The sequence below is a fragment of the Bacteroidota bacterium genome (assembly GCA_018692315.1).
GTDB lineage: Bacteria > Bacteroidota > Bacteroidia > Bacteroidales > JABHKC01 > JABHKC01.
In genome coordinates this window covers 12,679-31,747 of the sequence record JABHKC010000117.1, presented here as the reverse complement: position 1 = coordinate 31,747, position 19,069 = coordinate 12,679, and the positions used below count along the sequence as shown (strand labels likewise).

Sequence of the window (19,069 nt, the reverse complement as noted above, 5' to 3'; positions counted from 1 at the left end):
TGCAATTCAACAGGTAGTATAGATTTATCAGTATCAGGCGGAACCTCACCATATTCATACTTTTGGAATACAGGCGAAATTACTCAAGATATAAGCAATCTTGCAGTAGGTCAAACTTATACAGTTTTAGTTACAGATGTAAATATGTGCAATGCTGTTGCTTCAGGTATGGTTAATTTAGACATAATTGATATTGTAATTTCTGTCACAGACGTAAGCTACTATGGTGGAAATGACGGGGAAATACAATTATCAGTCAGTGGAACTCCTCCTTTTACTTTCCATTGGCAAGAGGGCAATCAGTGGGTTTCAGGAGGCACAACTATTTGTATAAATGACACTCTATCTGATCGACCAGCTGGTTTTTATGCAGTACAAATTACCGATGGAAATGGCTGTGTTGCTGATACAAGTATTGAAATTACTGAACCGACTAACTTGAATTTCCCAGATTGGTCATCTACTATTACTTCTACAAACCACACAATCCTAATTCAAGAAGCAACACCAATTACAATAAATGGAATTCAAATTGAGTCGGGAGATTATATTGGGGTATTTTATGATTCTTTGGGAATATTAGCATGTGGTGGCTATCAAATTTGGGATGGTGCAAGCACAACAATTACAGCATGGGGCGAAGATATTGGAAACGATGGTTTCATTGTGGGGGAAGAATTTAAATGGAAAATTTGGGATGCTTCCGAAAATGTCGAATATATTGCAAATGCAACATATATGCCGGTTCCTCCTATGACAGATCAAGGCTTTTTTGCTGTAAATGGTTTGAGCGGGATAAGCTCATTAACTGCAAGCGAATCGCAGGAAATATCGCTTCCTTTAGGTTGGAGTTTATTCTCAACTTATATCAATCCATTCGATTCATCAATTGATTCTATTTTTAATGAAATTGTTTCAAACGTAGAGATTGTGAAAAATTATTTAGGATAAACTTATTGGCCAATATATAATGTAAATTTAATAGGTAATATTTCCATTTGCGAAGGTTATCAAGTTAAAATGGTCAACCCTGATATCTTGACCATTGAAGGTTTGTCTGTTCAACCGGAAAATACTATATGCAATATTCCTTTTGGATGGTCATTTATTTCGTATTTAAGAAAAACTCCCGCTTCAATAATAGAAATGATGAGTAATATAGTTGGTGATATCGAAATTGTGAAAAACTATTTAGGGCAAACTTATTGGCCAATATATGGAGTTAATTTAATTGGAAACATGAATCCCGGCGAAGGCTACCAAATAAAAATGAACAATGCAGCATCTCTCACTTATCCGGCAAATTCAGCAAATTTATCAAAATCAAATATCCAAATTTCAAAACCTATTTATTTCAAAGGAGTGAAAAATACAGGCTCAAATATGACTCTCGGCATTCCAAAAACAGTTTGGGAAACAGAACCTCCAATTGGTTCAGAAATAGGAGTTTATAACTCTGATGGATTATTGGTTGGTTCATCTGTTTTTACCGGAAAAAACCTTGCAATTTCAATTTGGGGAAACGATGAATATTCGCAGAAAATTGACGGAATGAAAGAAAATAGCAAGTTTAGCATTGTACTAATGGCAAATGGCCAAGAGCAAAACCTGCATGTAGATTCCTGGCTTGAAGGCGATGAATTTTATAAAACAAACAAAATATCTGTTGCCGAAAAATTATCAATTATCAATTGTCAGTTATCAATTACAAAGCTTTTTCAAAACAATCCAAATCCGTTTTCAGAAATAACAGAAATATGTTTTTACCTTCCCGAAAAAGCTTTTGTAGAAATAGAATTGTTTAATCTGATTGGTGAAAAAATCAAAACTATTTGTTCGCAAAACCATGCTTCCGGAAATCATACTATTGTTTTTGATAGGAAAAATTTATCGGCGGGAGTTTATTTTTATAGATTAAAATCTTCTGATTTTTCTGATACTAAAATTATGAATATTAAATAATTTTTTAATACCAACTTTGTCTAGGTTTTAAACTTTTACAAGTTCTTCTTTTGAATATATGACCTGACAGTAACGATAGCTATCTATTGTATTGTCAGGTCTTTTTCATTACAGATTTTTATGAATATGGATTAACTATTTGGGAAATTGTAATCTTATCTCATATTCAATTCATGGTAATTTATTATAGCCAATATTTTTGAAAAGAAGAAATAATTTATACTTTTACACAGTATTGGTTTTAGTATGGATAAAGTGAGAATAATGATTAAGTCGAAACTTTATATTTATATCAGTAAAATTCAGGAAGAGTGTGCCAAAATTTCTTATTACAACCAATTAATAACTCAAAATATAAAAAAGGAACCTACTGATATTTTAAAAAGAGTGATTTATTAATTAAAAATAATTTAAAATTTGTGATTATGAAAAAATGCTACTTTATTTACTTTTTACTTAGCTTAACTTTAATTTCTCACGGGCAAACAAAGCAATGCTTAAATTTGCCGGAAACTAAACAAATGGCTACCCAAATTTATAAGAATCAAAGCGGGACAATAGATTTGCAATCTTATTCAAATAGCGACCCAACCAAAAGATTAGCTACTGTTAATAGAAACTCAAATGTGATAGTTGGTGAAAGCTTTGAAAATAGTTTTCCGCCAAATGGCTGGACAACAGTTGATAGTGACGGTGACGGATTTGGATGGGAACAATCTCCATCAGGTTTTAGTGTTCAGGAAGGAAGCTATTGTGCTGTTTCTGCATCTTGGGATGCGGCAAATTCAGTTCTATTAACACCAGACAATTGGCTAATTACATATCAACTATCTGTTGTGAGCGGAGATTCTGTTTCCTGGTGGGTTAAACCTCAGGATCCACTATGGCCGTCAGAAAAATACTCAGTCATAGTTTCAACAACAGGTAATTCTATTTCTGATTTTACAGATACTTTACATACAGAATTACTTTCATCAATATCTTGGCAATATTATGCCTACGATTTGTCATCCTATGCCGGGATGGATATATATATTGCATTCAGACATTATGATTGTTCAGATAATTTCTACTTGAATATCGATAATATCCGTTTACCTCAAGAGACTCCATCTTCAACTGCTACGGTAACATTTGAAGTTAATGTAAATTTCGTTCCTAATTTTAATCCTGCCACCGATACATTCTTCCTTGCCGGAGATTTACCTCCTGTATCTGCATGGGATGAACCGGGTTCAAATCCAAATTTGATATTAAGCGATAATAATTCTGATGGTATATATTCGATTACTCTTGAATTGGACACAGGAAATATTGAATTTAAGTTTTTCAGAGGTTCTTCCTGGGACAATGGAGAATGGACAGGTAATCCTAACAGAACGAAATATATTTTTACTGATGTACTGATCAGCTGTGTTTGGGGTATTATTCCACCTCAACTTACGGTAGGTTTTCAGAAATCTGATATATCCTGCAATGGGGGAAATGATGGAAATATACAAGCACTTGTAACTGGTGGAATCCCACCATACTCATATCTGTGGTCAAATGGTAGTACAATACCGGCTATAGATAGCCTAAGTGCCGGGAATTATGGTCTTACTGTAACAGATGCATCATTGTCTATAGTTCAAACTTCGTGTACAATAACAGAACCTGACCCAATAGTAGTTATAGGAGATATTGTTGGTGTTTCTTCAAGTGGAGCAAATGATGGAGCGATAAATATATTTGTTAGTGGAGGAGCTCCTCCATATAGTTATTTCTGGCCTTTAGCATGGGATATATTCGCGCAAAATGTAACTACTCTTCAGGAGGGAATACATTCTGTTTATGTTACCGATAACAATTATTGTACAGAACATGTATATTTTAATGTCGAGGTTAATACATGCAATACCTTACCATATTTTGAAGATTTTGAATCCGGAATTTTACCGTCCTCCTGGACGCAAGAAACTAATGCAACTGATGGTGGGTGGTTGGTAGGAGATTCTGCTTCTATGAGTAGTTTATATTTTGGAATTCCTACTCACACTACTTTTGCTTGTACTAACGACGATGGATGTAATTGTGACAAGAGTAATGATTTTTTGAAAACAAATTGCTTTGATTTTTCAAGTGCCTCTTCAGTAGTTCTTGAATTTGACTATTACTATTTGGCTGCAACCTATAGTGGAGCATCAGAATTGGCAACTCTTAGAATTTCTACAAGTGGAGGAATGTCATGGGTGGATTTGGATATTCTGCCCGGCACTGCATCAAACTGGGAAAAATACCAAATCAATTTATCTCAATATGCAGGTTTATCAAATGTTATGATAGCCTGGCATTATTATGATGGCGGAGGTTGGTTGTATGGTTTTGCTTTGGATAATGTAAGAATTTATGAACCATTAGATTATGATATCTCAATTCAGGAAATTTTACTAGAAGATTTTTTAACCGTAGGAAGTTATGATTTAAAAGCTGTTTTAGTAAATGAAGGAATAACAAATATTTCAAATGTTGAAATGTTCTATTCAATCAATTCAGGTGCAACAAGTTCATTTGTAGCCTCCAATTTAAATATTCCGTTTTTAGGAATTGATACAGTCCAATATATATTACCTCTGAATCTCCAATATGCCGGGATTTACAATTTAACAGTTGGATTTGCAAACCCGAACGGCTATGCTGATCAAAACCCATATAATGATACAATGTCCTTTGTTATTAATGTACTTGATAGTATTTCAAATAGGATGGTATTGATAGAGCATTGGACACAAGCCTCATGTGGTATTTGCGTTTCACAGGATTCTGCAATGAGAAATATAATCAGAGATCCTGTGAATATTGACAGGGTTGCTCATATACAATATCAAACAAGTTGGCCGGGAAGCGATCCTATGTACGATTTTAATAATGCATATGGATTAGCTGATGCCAGAGTAGGATATTATGGGCTTATTGGAGTCCCATCTTGTATTATCGCAGGTAATCAGGTTCAAGGGAATCCCGTAGTTGTAACACAGCAAGCCATTGATAATGAATATAACAGACCAGGTTTTGCAAATTTTTCAGGTACAATAGATTATGAGCAAAGTTCTGATAGCCTAAATATTGATCTTACATTAACGCCGTATATTGACTTCATTGGCGGAGATTATACCGCACATATTATTTTGGTTGAAGATATGAATTATACTGTTGCTCCGGGCATCTCCGGTGAAACTTTTTTCCCTGATGTGATGCGTATGATGTTTCCAGATGAAGATGGTAGCGATGTAAATGGATATACTGCATTCCAAAGTATTAATTTGGATTTTTCCTGGTTTGTCCCATCAGAGATTGATATGTCTAATGCTCATATTGTGGCATTTGTTCAAAATAATAATAATAAAGAAATTATTATGGCATCTAAGTTCAATATCAATGGACAAAATTCAGATACAATAATTGCTAATTTTACAGCAAATGTTACTGTAGGAGATGTTCCATTAGAAGTTGATTTTACAGATATGTCCATTGGAAACCCGATAAGTTGGTATTGGGATTTCGGGGATGGTTTTTCATCGACAGACCAAAACCCAAACCATATATATCAAAGTCCCGGGAATTATTCAGTTTCTTTAATCGTATTGAACCTTCTTAATACAGATACACTTTTTATGCCTAATTATATTGAAGTCTTGGATACAATTATTACTTATGATCCGGGATGGTCTTTTAATATTTCAGGCACAAATCATACAGTATTAATCCCTAATACAATTCCAATGACCATTAATGGTGTTCAAATTGATGCAGGCGATTATATAGGTGTTTTTTACGAATCAGCGGGTGTTCTGGCGTGTGCAGGCTACTTACAATGGCAAAACAACAATGATGCAATGGTTGCATGGGGTGATGATACGCAAACTTCCTTTAAAGACGGATTTGATGTTGGAGAAGAATTTCAATGGAAGATATTTGACGCTTCAGAAAATATAACTTATGATATGGTCGCTGAGTTTGATTTGATTAGCTGGCCAAATACTTCACATTTTGCTGTCAACGGCATTAGCGGTTTATTATCATTAACTTATGAAAGTGGTTCATTTAATTGGACTTATTCTATATCAAGTATTAGCCATTCAATATTGATACCTACAACTGCCAATATTACAATTGGAGGAAATCCTATTCAGATTGGAGATTATATGGGAGTTTTCTATGTCGATGATAATGGAGAGTTGGCTTGTGGTGGATATCAGATTTATGATGGTACAAATACTGCACTATCTGCTTGGTTTCATGATTCATATACAACTTACAAAGATGGCTTTTATGATGGTGAAGCTTTTACCTGGAAGCTTTTTAGTACAACCTTAGGGATGGAATATCCTGCAGTTGCAACATACGAATCTGGCTTTCCAAATCAAGGTTATTTTGCAACAAACGGGATGTCCGGTATAGCAAGTATTACTGCAAGTTCAAGCCATGAAGTAGTTTTATTGGAAGGTTGGAATATGATTTCAACATATATTGATCCATTTGAATCTTTGCTGGATAGTGTATTTGCCGATATAGTATTAAACGTTAACATTATTAAAGATAATTACGGAAGTGTATATTGGCCTGAATTCTGGTTTAATAATATCGGAAACCATACAATTGGAGAAGCTTATCAGGTTAGGATGAGTCAAACAGATACACTTATTGTTACAGGTATAATGGTTATTCCGGAGCAGACACCAATAGGTCTCGGTGCAGGTTGGAATATGATTGCCTATTTGCGTCAATCACCAGCATCTATCGAAACAATGATGCAAGCAATTGTCTCTGATATTGAATTGATAAAAGATTATCAAGGACAGATATACTGGCCAGCATGGGGTGTAAATTTGATTGGCGACATGCTACCGGGACAGGGCTACCATACAAAAATGAACAATGCAGCAACTTTAACTTATCCCCCAAATTCAACAAATATTTCAAAATCAAATATCCAAATTCCTAAGCCCAAATATTTCAAAACAACAATAAACACTGGCTCCAACATGACCCTCGGCATTCCAAAAATCACATGGGAAACAGAACCTCCAATTGGTTCAGAAATAGGAGTTTATAACTCTGATGGATTATTGGTTGGTTCAGGTGTTTTTACCGGAAAAAACCTTGCAATTTCCATTTGGGGAAATGATGAATATTCGCAGAAAATTGACGGAATGAAAGAAAATAGCATGTTTAGCATTGTACTAATGGCAAATGGCAAAGAGCAAAACCTACATGTAGATTCCTGGCTTGAAGGCGATGAATTTTATAAAACAAATAAAATCTCAGTTGTCGAAAAATTATCAATTATCAATTATCAATTATCAATTACAAAGCTTTTTCAAAACAATCCAAATCCGTTTTCAGAAACAACCGAAATAGGATTTTATCTTCCCGAAAAAGCTTTTGTAGAAATAGAATTGTTTAATCTGATTGGTGAAAATATCAAAACCATTCATTCGCAAAACCTTAGTTCCGGAAATCATACTATTGTTTTTGAAAGGAAAAATTTGCCGACAGGAGTTTATTTTTATAGATTAAAATCTTCTGATTTTTCTGATACTAAAATTATGAATGTGGAATAAATTACGATTTGCAATGTACAGTGTACAATTGAACGATTTTTAGCTAAAACAATAATCTATTTTAGCACCTACTTTATCAAAGTTAATCATTTGAATATTAGACCTGCCAGCTTAATCCTGATAGATATCTGGGCTGTCAGGTCTTTTTCATAAAAACCGTTTTTTAATAAAGCCATTTCCTGTTTCAATTAGTCTAAATCAAATATAAAATTTGCTTCTTACAATCTCATATAAAAGAACATAGAACAATTGATAAAAACTTCAACAAAAATAATTTGTTTACAATAGTAAATTTGTTTAATTTGCTTCGCTTTTTTGGATTGAAATGTTGCCTGATTTTGCTGAAAAAACGTTTTCAAAAATTTCAGGTTTTGTTTTCTAATAAAGCTTTGAAATATTGAATTAAGACATTTTTTTTAAATATTTAGTAACCAAATTATTATTAATTAAAATTAAAAGTATGAGACGGAAATTTAACTTAAAGAAACTTTTATCTTTATTGACAATCCTGTTATTTGCAGGAACTCTGTATTCGCAAAGCGTTTATACAGAAAGTTTTGAGGATACTCTGAATTTTACTCACACTCCAAATTTCCAAACTGATGGGTATGGCGATTATTTCCTTTGGGGACAAGATGGCGATTTTGGAATGGTAAATCTTGATGGAGAAGATGGAACATACTATATTGGAGCCGAAGATACGGATGCTGATGGTATGCCCGGCGAATGTGTAGTAACATTAAATTCTGTGAATGTCGCTGGATATTCTGATCTGATGGCTTCCATTATGTTAGCAGCCCCACAAACAGCAAAGTATGATGATCCTGATTATCTTATCTTTGAATATGAGAAAGACAATTCGGGAACTTTCGAAATACTTGGAGCTTTTTATGGCCACGATTGGGTTAATGGAGATGCAACAAATGGCGATATGCGTGAAGATACTGATTTAGATGGTGCTGCCGATTTTACCGGAACTATTCTAAATTCTACATTTCAGACCTTCTCTTATAGTTTAGATACAGGTGCAACAAACCTTGTTTTTCGTGTCCGACTAAAAATGAATTCCGGAGATGAAGAAATTGCATTCGACAATATTCGTATTTATGAATACATGCCACCAGTAGTAACGATGAATGTTGATATGAATTATCAAATTACTCTCGGAAATTTCGATCCACTATCGGATTTTGTTGATATTGCAGGATCTATGAATGGATGGAGTGGCACTGCTATGACAGATACAGTTGGAGATAATATCTGGACTGTTGATATTTCTGGTGTAAATGAAACTGATGTACTTGAATATAAATTCAGAATTAATAGTTCAAACTGGGAATCAGTTGGAAATCGTTTTTACACTGTCCTTGCCGGTGCAAATGTAGTTGATCATTTATACAACGATGAAGCACCAGCTGTTCTTACGAATGTTACATTTAATGTAGATATGAGCTATCAGTCAACTCTTGGAGCTTTCAATCCATCGACCGATTATGTTGATGTTGCAGGAAATTTCAATGGTTGGGATGGAATCGGCTATATGCTTACCGACCTCGATACCGATTTGATTTATACAATAACTATCGACAGCATAGCAGAAGCTTATGTCATGGAGTTTAAATTCAGAATTAACGGAGATTGGAACAATTCAGAATTTCCTGGTGGCTCGAACCGTTTCTATACTGTCCTAAGTGGTGGTACTAATGTAGTTGACTATTGGTACACTGACGAAATGCCTCCACCACCTGCTACGCCAACTGGTGTTTTCTTTTCCGAATATATTGAAGGAAGCTCTAACAATAAAGCCTTAGAAATATATAATGGCTCGAATGATATTGTTAATCTTGATGATTTCGCCATTGCTCAAGCCTCTAATGGAAACGGATGGTCTTATTACCATAATTTCCCGGTAGGTGCAACTATTGCTGTTGGCGATGTTTGGGTTCTTATTAACAGTTCTACAGATACCACTTTGTTTGATTATGCTGAAGCCGATGAAATTCTTTCTTACCCAAGTGCAGTACATCATAATGGCGACGATGCCCGTGCTTTATGTTTCATGAATGGAGTTGATACAATTATTGTTGATTTGATTGGCGACCCTGATAATGATCCTGGTAGTGGTTGGGATGTTGCAGGAGTTTCTTCCGCTACTGCAAATCATACTTTAGTTCGCGATGCTTCAATTGTTGATGGAAATACCGATTGGGTTGCTGCTTCAGTTTCAGAATGGATTGTTTTAGACGAAAATACATTTACATGGCTTGGATCGCATCCTAACACTTTGACTTCGCAAGAAAGTTTTACAATAAATGTTGATATGAACTACCAAATTACACTTGGCAATTTTATCCCATTTGTTGATACTGTTTTTACATTAGGCTCTTTTAATGGATGGACTGCAACAGAATTAACCGATATTGATAGCGATGGTGTTTATAGCGTAGTCATTGCAGACCTTTATGTTGATACTTTATATGAATATAAATTCAGAATAAATTCAAGCAATTGGGAGACTATTGCAAACAGGCAATACACAATAATTTCTGGTACTAATGAAGTAACACATATGTTCAACGACGAAGCAGCTCCATTATATACAAATGTTGCCTTTGTTTTAAATATGAGCTACTGGCAAACGCTTGGGAATTTCGACCCTTCAGTTGATTTTGTTGATGTTGCAGGGAATTTCAACGGATGGGACGGAACAGCTTATATGTTAAGTGATCCGGATTCTGATCTTATATATACAATCACAATCGATAGTATGGTAATTGGTTCTCAAATGGAATGGAAATTTAGAATTAATGGTAGCTGGTCCGATTTAACTCTCGAATTTCCTTTTGGCGGACCAAACCGAACATATACAGTTGTTGCAGGTGCAAATGTTATGAACTACTGGTATAACGATGATATGCCAATTCAATACGACAATATTTTCTTCTCTGAATACATAGAAGGAAGCAGCAACAATAAAGCTATTGAAGTTTACAATGGCTCTGGTGCAGCGGTTGACCTTAGCGAATATGCAATTCTTACAAATTATAATGGTAGTGCCTGGAGTGGCCAATATGACTTCCCGGCAGGCACAATCTTAGCCGATGGCGATGTTTGGGTAATTGCAAATAGTAGCTCCGATAGTGTAATTTTATCTGTTACCGATGATACATTAGCATATAATGCAAGTGGATATATTGTTGGTTTTAATGGTGATGATGTAAGAGCTTTAGTTAAAATATTTACAACAGATACAGTTATAATTGATATTATTGGAAGATACGATTTTGTGGATCCGGGTTCAGGATGGGAAGTTGCAGGAGTTGCAAATGGTACACAAGATCATACTTTAATAAGAAAATCATCTATTTTAACAGGAAATTCAGATTGGGATGCTGCTGCAGGAACAGATGCTGCAAGTTCAGAATGGATAGTTTTTGATCAAAATACATATACATATGTTGGTTCTCACCCACATATTGTTGCAACTCAGGAAGATCTTACAGTTAATGTAGATATGAGCTATCAAATTTCTTCTGGAAATTTTGTTCCCGGTGTTGATACAATTAATGTTGCTGGTTCATTCGAAGGCTGGTCAGGAACAGAAATGATTGATCTTTTTGGAGATAGCATTTATATGGTTGTTTTCGCAGATTTATATGTTGACTCTTTATATGAATATAAATTCAGAATTAATTCAGGAAACTGGGAAACTATTAATAATCGTCAATATACAATGGTAACAGGAACAAATGTAGTTGACCATTGGTTTAACGATGAAGAACCAGCCGAACTAATTAGTGTTACTTTTAATGTAAATATGAACTATCAGCAAGTTTTAGGAATTTTCGATTCTTCAATAGATTTTGTTGATGTAGCAGGAAATTTTAATGGTTGGGACGGTACAGGATTTCAATTGTTAGACCCTGACACCGACCTGATTTATTCAATTACAATTGACAGTATTTCTGTTGGTTTTCTTATGGAATTTAAATTCAGAATTAATGGAAGCTGGTCTGATTTGACTCTTGAATTTCCATTCGGCGGACCAAATAGAAACTATACAGTGGTTGCAGGAACTAATGAAATGGACTATTGGTACAATGATGAACAAGCTGCTCTTTATGATAATATTTTCTTCTCGGAATATATTGAAGGAAGCAGCAATAATAAAGCTATAGAAATTTATAATGGTTCTGGTTCGATAGTTGACCTTAGCGAATATGCAATTCTTACAAACTATAATGGAAATGCATGGAGCTTCGACCATTATGACTTTCCGGCAGGTACAATCTTAGCCGATGGCGATGTATGGGTAATTGCAAATAATAGCTCCGACAGTGTAATTCTTTCAGTTACTGATGACACTTTAGCATATAATGCAAGTGGATATATTGTTGGTTTTAATGGAGACGATGTTAGAGCATTAGCAAAAATTACTGCTACAGATACATTAATTATCGACATAATTGGAAGATACGATTTGGTTGATCCAGGCTCAGGATGGGAGGTTGCCGGCATAAGTAATGGAACTCAAGATCATACTTTAGTCAGGAAATTCTCAGTTGCTAACGGAAATTCAGACTGGGATGCTGCAGCCGGAACAAATACTAGCGATTCTGAATGGAAAGTATTCGACCAAAATACATTTGAGTATCTTGGTTCGCATGTCGATATCGACACTGCCTCAAATTATGATATAACATTTACCGTTACAGACGGAACAGAATCTTATACAGATATTGAGCTAAAAGGAGAATTCACAAACTGGGCTTTGATTCAAATGTTCGATGATGGAACAAATGGTGACATTGCAGCCGGCGATTTTGTTTGGACATGTGTTATTAATGTTGCTCCTGGTTCATACGAATGGGGTGCAATTGAAAACGATGGCTCAACATGGGGCTTATGGCTGATTGAAGGTTCAAATATTACTTTCACTCTTGATTCTTCGGGAATCGTAACCGGTGATGTTGATTATGTTATTCCACCTCCTGGTGGTGAGTCAGTTACTTTCAATGTAAATATGAACTATCAAATGACTCTTGGTAATTTTGATCTAATAAACGATTTTGTTGATCTCGCAGGTAATTTCAACGGTTGGGGAGGCTCACTTCCATTAGATGATTCAGACGGAGATGGTATTTACACAATTACTATCGACAGCCTGAATGTTGGATATGTTTGTCAATACAAATTCCGTATTAATGGAACAGGCTGGGAGTCATTTGCTGACGATAGAACGTATGAAGTTCAAACTGGTTCCAATATATTAGATCATTGGTTTAACGATGAAGAACCGCCAATAGTAGCTGATTTATTATTCTCTGAATATGTAGAAGGTTCGAGCAATAACAAAGCATTGGAGATTTACAATGGCTCGGGAGCTTCTGCCGATCTTGCAAACTATAGAATCGCAAATTCTCATAATGCCGATGGTTGGACATCATGGCATTATTTCCCGGCAGGTGCAACACTTGCAGATGGGGATGTTTGGGTAATTGTAGCAGATCAAATTAGTGCAACTTATTTTGATACAACTCTAGCTAATGAGGTTATTCCATATTCAGGATCAAGCCCTGTACACTTTAATGGAGACGATGCAAGAGCTTTAGAAAAAACAAGCGATGGTGGAGCTACATGGACAATAATTGATGCTTTCGGAGATGAAACATTAGATCCGGGAGATGCTTGGCCAGTAGCAGGAGAAGCTAATGCAACACAAAACAATACATTAGTTAGAAAAACAACTGTATTAAATGGAAACACAGACTGGGTTGCTTCTTTTGGCACAAATTATAACGATTCGGAATGGTTCGTATTTGATGAAAATACCTTTGAACATCTTGGATCTCACAATCCAATAGAATTTGATACTATTGCAGCCGTTACATTCAATGTAAATATGACATATCAGGAATCAATAGGAAACTTCGATTTTGTAAATGATGTTCTTGATGTACCCGGTACTCTAAATGGATGGAGTGCAAGCGATTTCCTTACCGACACAGATGGAGACGGAATCTATACTATCACTTTTGATAGCATGACAGTTGGCGAAATGCTCGAATTCAAATTCAGAATTAATACCGATTGGGCTTTAGCAGAATTCCCTGGAGGTGCAAATCGTCAATACACTGTTGTAGATGGCGTTAATATATTAGATGTCTGGTTTAACGATGAGGAACCTTTGATAATTACTTCAATTTATGATATTCAATTTACTAGCGATCCAAGTGGAGATTCTCCATTAGATGGGCAAAATGTTACAACTGCTGGTTTCGTTACCGGAATTTCAAGCTATGGATATTTTATTCAAGATGCTACCGGTGCATGGAACGGAATATATGTTTATGATTCTAATAATCCTGTCGCAATTGGTGATAGTGTTGTTATCTCAGGTGAAGTTGATGAATATTATGGTTTTACTGAAATTAAAAATGTATCAAGTTTCACAATTGTAACTTCCGGCAATATGCTTCCCGAAACTGAACCTGTTGCTGTTGGAAATTTCACTGAAGAATATGAAAGTGTTCTTGTTTTGCTTGAAAATGTTGTATGTACTAACGACAATATGGGTTATGGTGAATGGGAAATTACTGACGGACTTGATACGGGAATAGTGAACGACCTTATGTATGTATATACTCCGGTTTTAGGAAGTACTTATAATGTTAGAGGTATTATAGATTATTCTTTCAGTGCATTCAAACTCGAACCAACTGATTCGACTGATATTGAGGAAGTAACTACCACAATAGACTTTCAAACAATTAATTTTGGGGCAGGCTGGAACCTCTTCTCGACTTATATAATTCCAGACGAGCCAAATATTGATAGTGTACTAAACTCTATTGCCTTCGATATTGTTATAGCTAAAGACGAGAACGGGGCAGTTTACTGGCCATTGTTTGGAATAAATGCTATTGGCAATATGATTATTGGAGAAGGATTCTTAGTGAAACTTAACAATGCACAATCTTTGGATATATATGGTACTGCTGCAATTCCTGAATTAACTCCAATTAGTTTAGATTTAGGCTGGAGCTATCTCGGTTACTTACGTCAAACTGAAGCCGATATATCAATAATGTTAAGCGATATCAATGCAAATTTAACAATTGCCAAAAATGGAATTGGACAAATTTACTGGCCAATATATGGAATTAACAGTATTGGAAATATGGTTCCAGGACAAGCATACCAAGTAAAATTAGATGCTGCTTCAGTTCTAACATATCCTGCAAATTCTAGCAAATCATCCATTGAAAATTCTTTGACAAATCCGAAGCATTTCAAAACTAATATTAATACAGGAAATAATATGTCCTTGTGTATTCCTTTGAGTTCTTGGGATGTGCGACCAGAAACAGGAGACGAAATAGGCGTTTTCAATAGCAATGGAAATCTTCTCGGAAGTGCTGTTTTTAATAATCAAAACACAGCTCTTTCAATTTGGGGAGACGACAATACCACAAACGCAACAGAAGGATTTCTTTCAGGCGAAATTTTCGATATTAAAGTTTGGAGTCAAAAAACCGGAAATATTGAATCAATTATTGTAACTGATTGGATAGAAGGGAGTCATAATTTTGAAACAGATGCAATAAGCGTTGTAGCCAGCCTTAAAGCTATTTCAGATAATGCTGTTCTTAATCAAAATTCTCCAAATCCGTTTTCTACAACAACTCAAATTAGTTTTTATCTTCCCGAATCTTCATTTGTGAATATTTCTATTTATAATTCATTGGGAGAACTAATTGAAACTACTACGCAAACCACTTATTCAAATGGTGAGCATTCAATAGATTTTGTTGCAAAAAATCTTCCTGCCGGAACATATTTCTACAAAATTTCAGCAAACGATTTTGAAGCCGTAAAACAAATGAATATTATTAAATAATATTTTTAGATACTTTAAATTGAAAGGCTTTCTTTAACTTTTGGTTATTGAAAGCCTTTTTTTTGGAACGTAAAAATGATGAAACCCATAAAAAATGGGATTTTTTATAACATAGTTAGCAGTTAATTCAAAAGACAAATGATAAAAAAACACAAACACGAAATCATACTTGCTGCATTCATAATCTCTATTTCAGTTTCATTTTATTATCTGTACGGATTGTTCCTGCCATTTATTTTGGGTATGTTGCTTGCATTTTTAGCGAATCCTTTGATTGTTAAAATTCGAAAAATTGTAAGAAGCAGGAATTTAGCTAATACATTATTTTTGGCAACAATTGTGTCTATAATTTTAGTCTTTTTGATATATTTTACACAATTTATAAACAGAGATTTTAGGCGACTTAGCCAAAGTTTCAAAGTTTTAAGCTCGAAGAACAAAGACAATTTGGACAAAGCCGGACAGAAGGCAAAAGACTTAATCGGAAATTTTTATGATTTTGACAATTTAGAAAATGAAATAAATCTAAAAGCAGATTCACTAAAAACCACTCTGAAAGAAATGGACACATCTCAGTTAGACATTGAATCAATTAAAGTATCTTTTCAAGAACTAACATCAATGTTCCAAAATGACGAAAAAATCCTTACAGAAGAAAAACCCGGATTTAGTCTTATTTTTATGTTTTTCTCTACAATATTTTATTTTATACTTATTCTTTATCAGTACGATTATTTTGAATCTATTAGAAAAGGATATTTTAGCAATAAAATAAAGACGAAACTTAATGTTATCGCTGATGATTTTAATCAAAGTTTTGTAAAATATTTCAAACTAAGAACAAAAATTGTTTTGATATTATCTTTAGTCTATGTTACGGCATTTATTATTATGGATATGCCGGGGATAATTCTAATAACTACTCTAATTGTTTTACTATCTTACATTCCGTATTTGCAATATTTGTCGCTTATTCCTCTATCAATAGGATGTTTAGTACTTTCTATTGAAAATAATCAAAGTTATTTATTATATTTCGGTATTGTAGTTGGAGTTTTTATTTTTGCAAGTATTTTTGAAGAAATTATTCTTAATCCTAAAATTATGGAGAAAAATATAGGAATGAATCCGGTGATTATGATTCTTGCTCTTAGTGTTTGGAGCTATCTGCTTGGGATACAGGGATTATTAATTGGGATACCTATTACAAGTCTAATAATAATCTACATCAAAAGATATTTTCTGACTTCTTACCATGAAGTTTTAGAAAATAAATTTGAAAGCTGATATTATTAAATAGAATGATCTGCAAAAACGAATGATGAAGTGAAAAAGAAATTTATTGTTTTTCATGGAGGAAAAATTTATAATCATTAAGGGAATTTCTAAATATGCAAATTTCTTTCACCTCGAAATTTACTATCTTTAGAAGCTCCTTAAAAAAAATCAGGATTAGGATTATCAATGAAATGTACAAATTCAAAATCATTATTAAAATTAACAAATTTTTACATTAACCTCGTATATTTTATCATTACTCCCTGAATATTAAAAAGTAGTCAAAATGTTTTAGGCGGATTACGGCTTTTTCGTATCTTTGAATATTGAATATTAAGTTGTTCTTTGAAAAGTTTGAGAGACTATTTTGAAATATGAGTTCATTACATTAATAGGAAATAGCTCCCAAACTTGATTTTTAGTTATTAAAACAATTACCCTATCATATTTACCTAAAAATTGAAAACATGAAATCGTATTTATTGAAAATTAATTTAAATGTTTTTCTTATCGCTGCGTTTACCATTATTTTTGTTGGAATTTCGGCTTGCGAAAAAAGGAAAACCAATCCTGATGACCCAAACCTTAGTACTACTTTATTCCAAAACTTAGAAGTAGATGCATCATTTGATTGGAAACTAACGAAGGATATTAAGTTTAATATTCCAAACGCACTTAACAGGATAATAAAAATTACTTCTGTTGATGGTGATGTGGAGTATTATATTGGTTTTTCTAATGAAGACTTTATCTCAATAGATATCACATTACCCACATATGTCGATCAGGTTTTTGTAAATGGGAGTATTGTTGATGTTTCCAGCCAAATTGTTGAAGTTGGATATTTGAAATCTTTTTCATCAATAAATAGTATTTCTCTTGGAACAGAATATGTCTATAATAATGCTGCAACAGATAGTCCGAAAGAAGGTGAAGTTTGCATTGGGAACATTTCTGGTTCGTCTGTTTCGTTTGGTTCAACAACCACCATTAATGCACCACTTAATGCACCACCGTGGACATATAGCATAACAGGAAGTAATCATACGGTATTAATTCAGAATAATGTTCCAATAACTATAAATGGCATACAACTAAGTTATGGTTCATATATTGGGGTCTTTTTCGACTCATTAGGAACTTTAGCGTGTGCAGGATATGCCGAATATATTAGTTCGAATTTTGCTCTTTCTGCTTGGGGAGCCGATATTGGAAACGATGGGTTCCTTGCAGACGAAGAATTTAGTTGGAAAGTCTGGGATGTTACAACCGGAGCAATAGTTCAAATGACTCCTACATACATGCCTCTAAACCCACCATTGATTACTGGGACGAACCAATTTTTAGCTCAAGGACTTAGTGGAATAGCTTCATTATCTGGAACCTCCAGTATTACAGATTCCGACAACGATGGTGTAGCAGATACTGAAGATGATTATCCGAATGATCCACTTTTAGCTTTTGATATTTATTATCCAAGTAGTAATAGATTTGGCACATTATTATTTGAGGATTTATGGCCATCGCAAGGCGATTTCGATTTCAACGATTTAGTTATGGCTTACCAATTCAAATCTGTTGTAAGTCCTGCAAATGATGTTGTCGATATTTTTATGACATTTGTTGTGAAGGCAACGGGAGCTGGATTTGCTAATGGTTTTGGATTTGACTTACCTGATGCAAGTGTAAATTCAGCGGACATAAACGTAAGTGGTTATGTCTCTAATACAGGATTGATTTCTTATAGTGCAAACGGTACCGAAGCAAGTCAGTCATTAATAACAATTATCCCTTATGACGAGGTTCCAAATGTTGGAAATACAACATCAAGTGGTACTTTCAATGACTATGATACAACAATAATTCATATTAGTGTAGTTGGAGGAAGTTATTCCTTATTTAATTTTGCTTTACCTCAGTTTAACCCATTTATATTTATTGATCTAGATAGAGGGCATGAAGTTCATTTGCCAAGTCCGGGATACGATCCAACTGATTTGGTCGATGAAACCTTGTTCGGAACATTTAATGACGCAAGCAATATAATTAATGGTATATATTATAGAACAGCAAATAATCTGCCTTGGGTAATAAATATTCCGAGAGAATTTTCTTATCCATTAGAGAAAGTTGATATAAGTACGGCATATTTACATTTGGCTGATTGGGCTTCAAGCAATGGAAGTATATTTAACGATTGGTATTTAGAGAAACCTGGATATAGAGAAAGCAATAATCTGTATTCAACACCATAAAAGCTATAATAATATAAAATAAAAAAAGCCCGACTGTATCGGGCTTTTTTTATGTTTCAAAAATATATTGC

General features: G+C 34.2%; 6 protein-coding genes. All 6 read left to right on the top strand.

From position 1 onward, the window contains the following. Window positions 1-951, top strand: a 951-nt coding sequence (locus HN894_09380) for a hypothetical protein (GenBank protein ID MBT7143538.1), incomplete at its 5' end; no start/stop codon positions are given. A 69-nt stretch (window positions 952-1,020) separates the two neighbouring features. Beyond that, the gene (locus HN894_09375; protein ID MBT7143537.1) at window positions 1,021-1,962 is read left to right on the top strand and encodes a T9SS type A sorting domain-containing protein; all 942 of its coding nucleotides are present in this window, start codon (window positions 1,021-1,023) and stop codon (window positions 1,960-1,962) included. A gap of 425 nt (window positions 1,963-2,387) precedes the next feature. Next, window positions 2,388-7,565 carry a PKD domain-containing protein gene (locus HN894_09370; GenBank protein MBT7143536.1) on the top strand — a complete coding sequence of 1,726 codons (5,178 nt, stop codon included), beginning with the start codon at window positions 2,388-2,390 and terminating at the stop codon, window positions 7,563-7,565. Window positions 7,566-8,025: 460 nt separating this feature from the next. Then, window positions 8,026-15,465, top strand: a complete 7,440-nt coding sequence (locus tag HN894_09365) for a T9SS type A sorting domain-containing protein (GenBank protein ID MBT7143535.1) — start codon at window positions 8,026-8,028, stop codon at window positions 15,463-15,465. A 138-nt stretch (window positions 15,466-15,603) separates the two neighbouring features. Then, complete coding sequence (locus HN894_09360) at window positions 15,604-16,752, top strand: AI-2E family transporter (protein MBT7143534.1); 1,149 nt, start codon at window positions 15,604-15,606, stop codon at window positions 16,750-16,752. Window positions 16,753-17,210: 458 nt separating this feature from the next. Further along, window positions 17,211-18,998: an LruC domain-containing protein gene (locus HN894_09355; GenBank protein ID MBT7143533.1), complete on the top strand. Its 1,788-nt coding sequence runs from the start codon at window positions 17,211-17,213 to the stop codon at window positions 18,996-18,998. Window positions 18,999-19,069 lie beyond the last annotated feature (71 nt).

What these genes read in the sequence shown, in the direction of transcription:
- HN894_09355 (MBT7143533.1), top strand. Translation starts at nt 17,211, where the DNA reads ATGAAATCGTATTTATTGAAAATTAATTTAAATGTTTTTCTTATCGCT.
- HN894_09365 (MBT7143535.1), top strand. Translation starts at nt 8,026, where the DNA reads ATGAGACGGAAATTTAACTTAAAGAAACTTTTATCTTTATTGACAATC.
- HN894_09375 (MBT7143537.1), top strand. Translation starts at nt 1,021, where the DNA reads ATGGTCAACCCTGATATCTTGACCATTGAAGGTTTGTCTGTTCAACCG.
- HN894_09360 (MBT7143534.1), top strand. Translation starts at nt 15,604, where the DNA reads ATGATAAAAAAACACAAACACGAAATCATACTTGCTGCATTCATAATC.
- HN894_09370 (MBT7143536.1), top strand. Translation starts at nt 2,388, where the DNA reads ATGAAAAAATGCTACTTTATTTACTTTTTACTTAGCTTAACTTTAATT.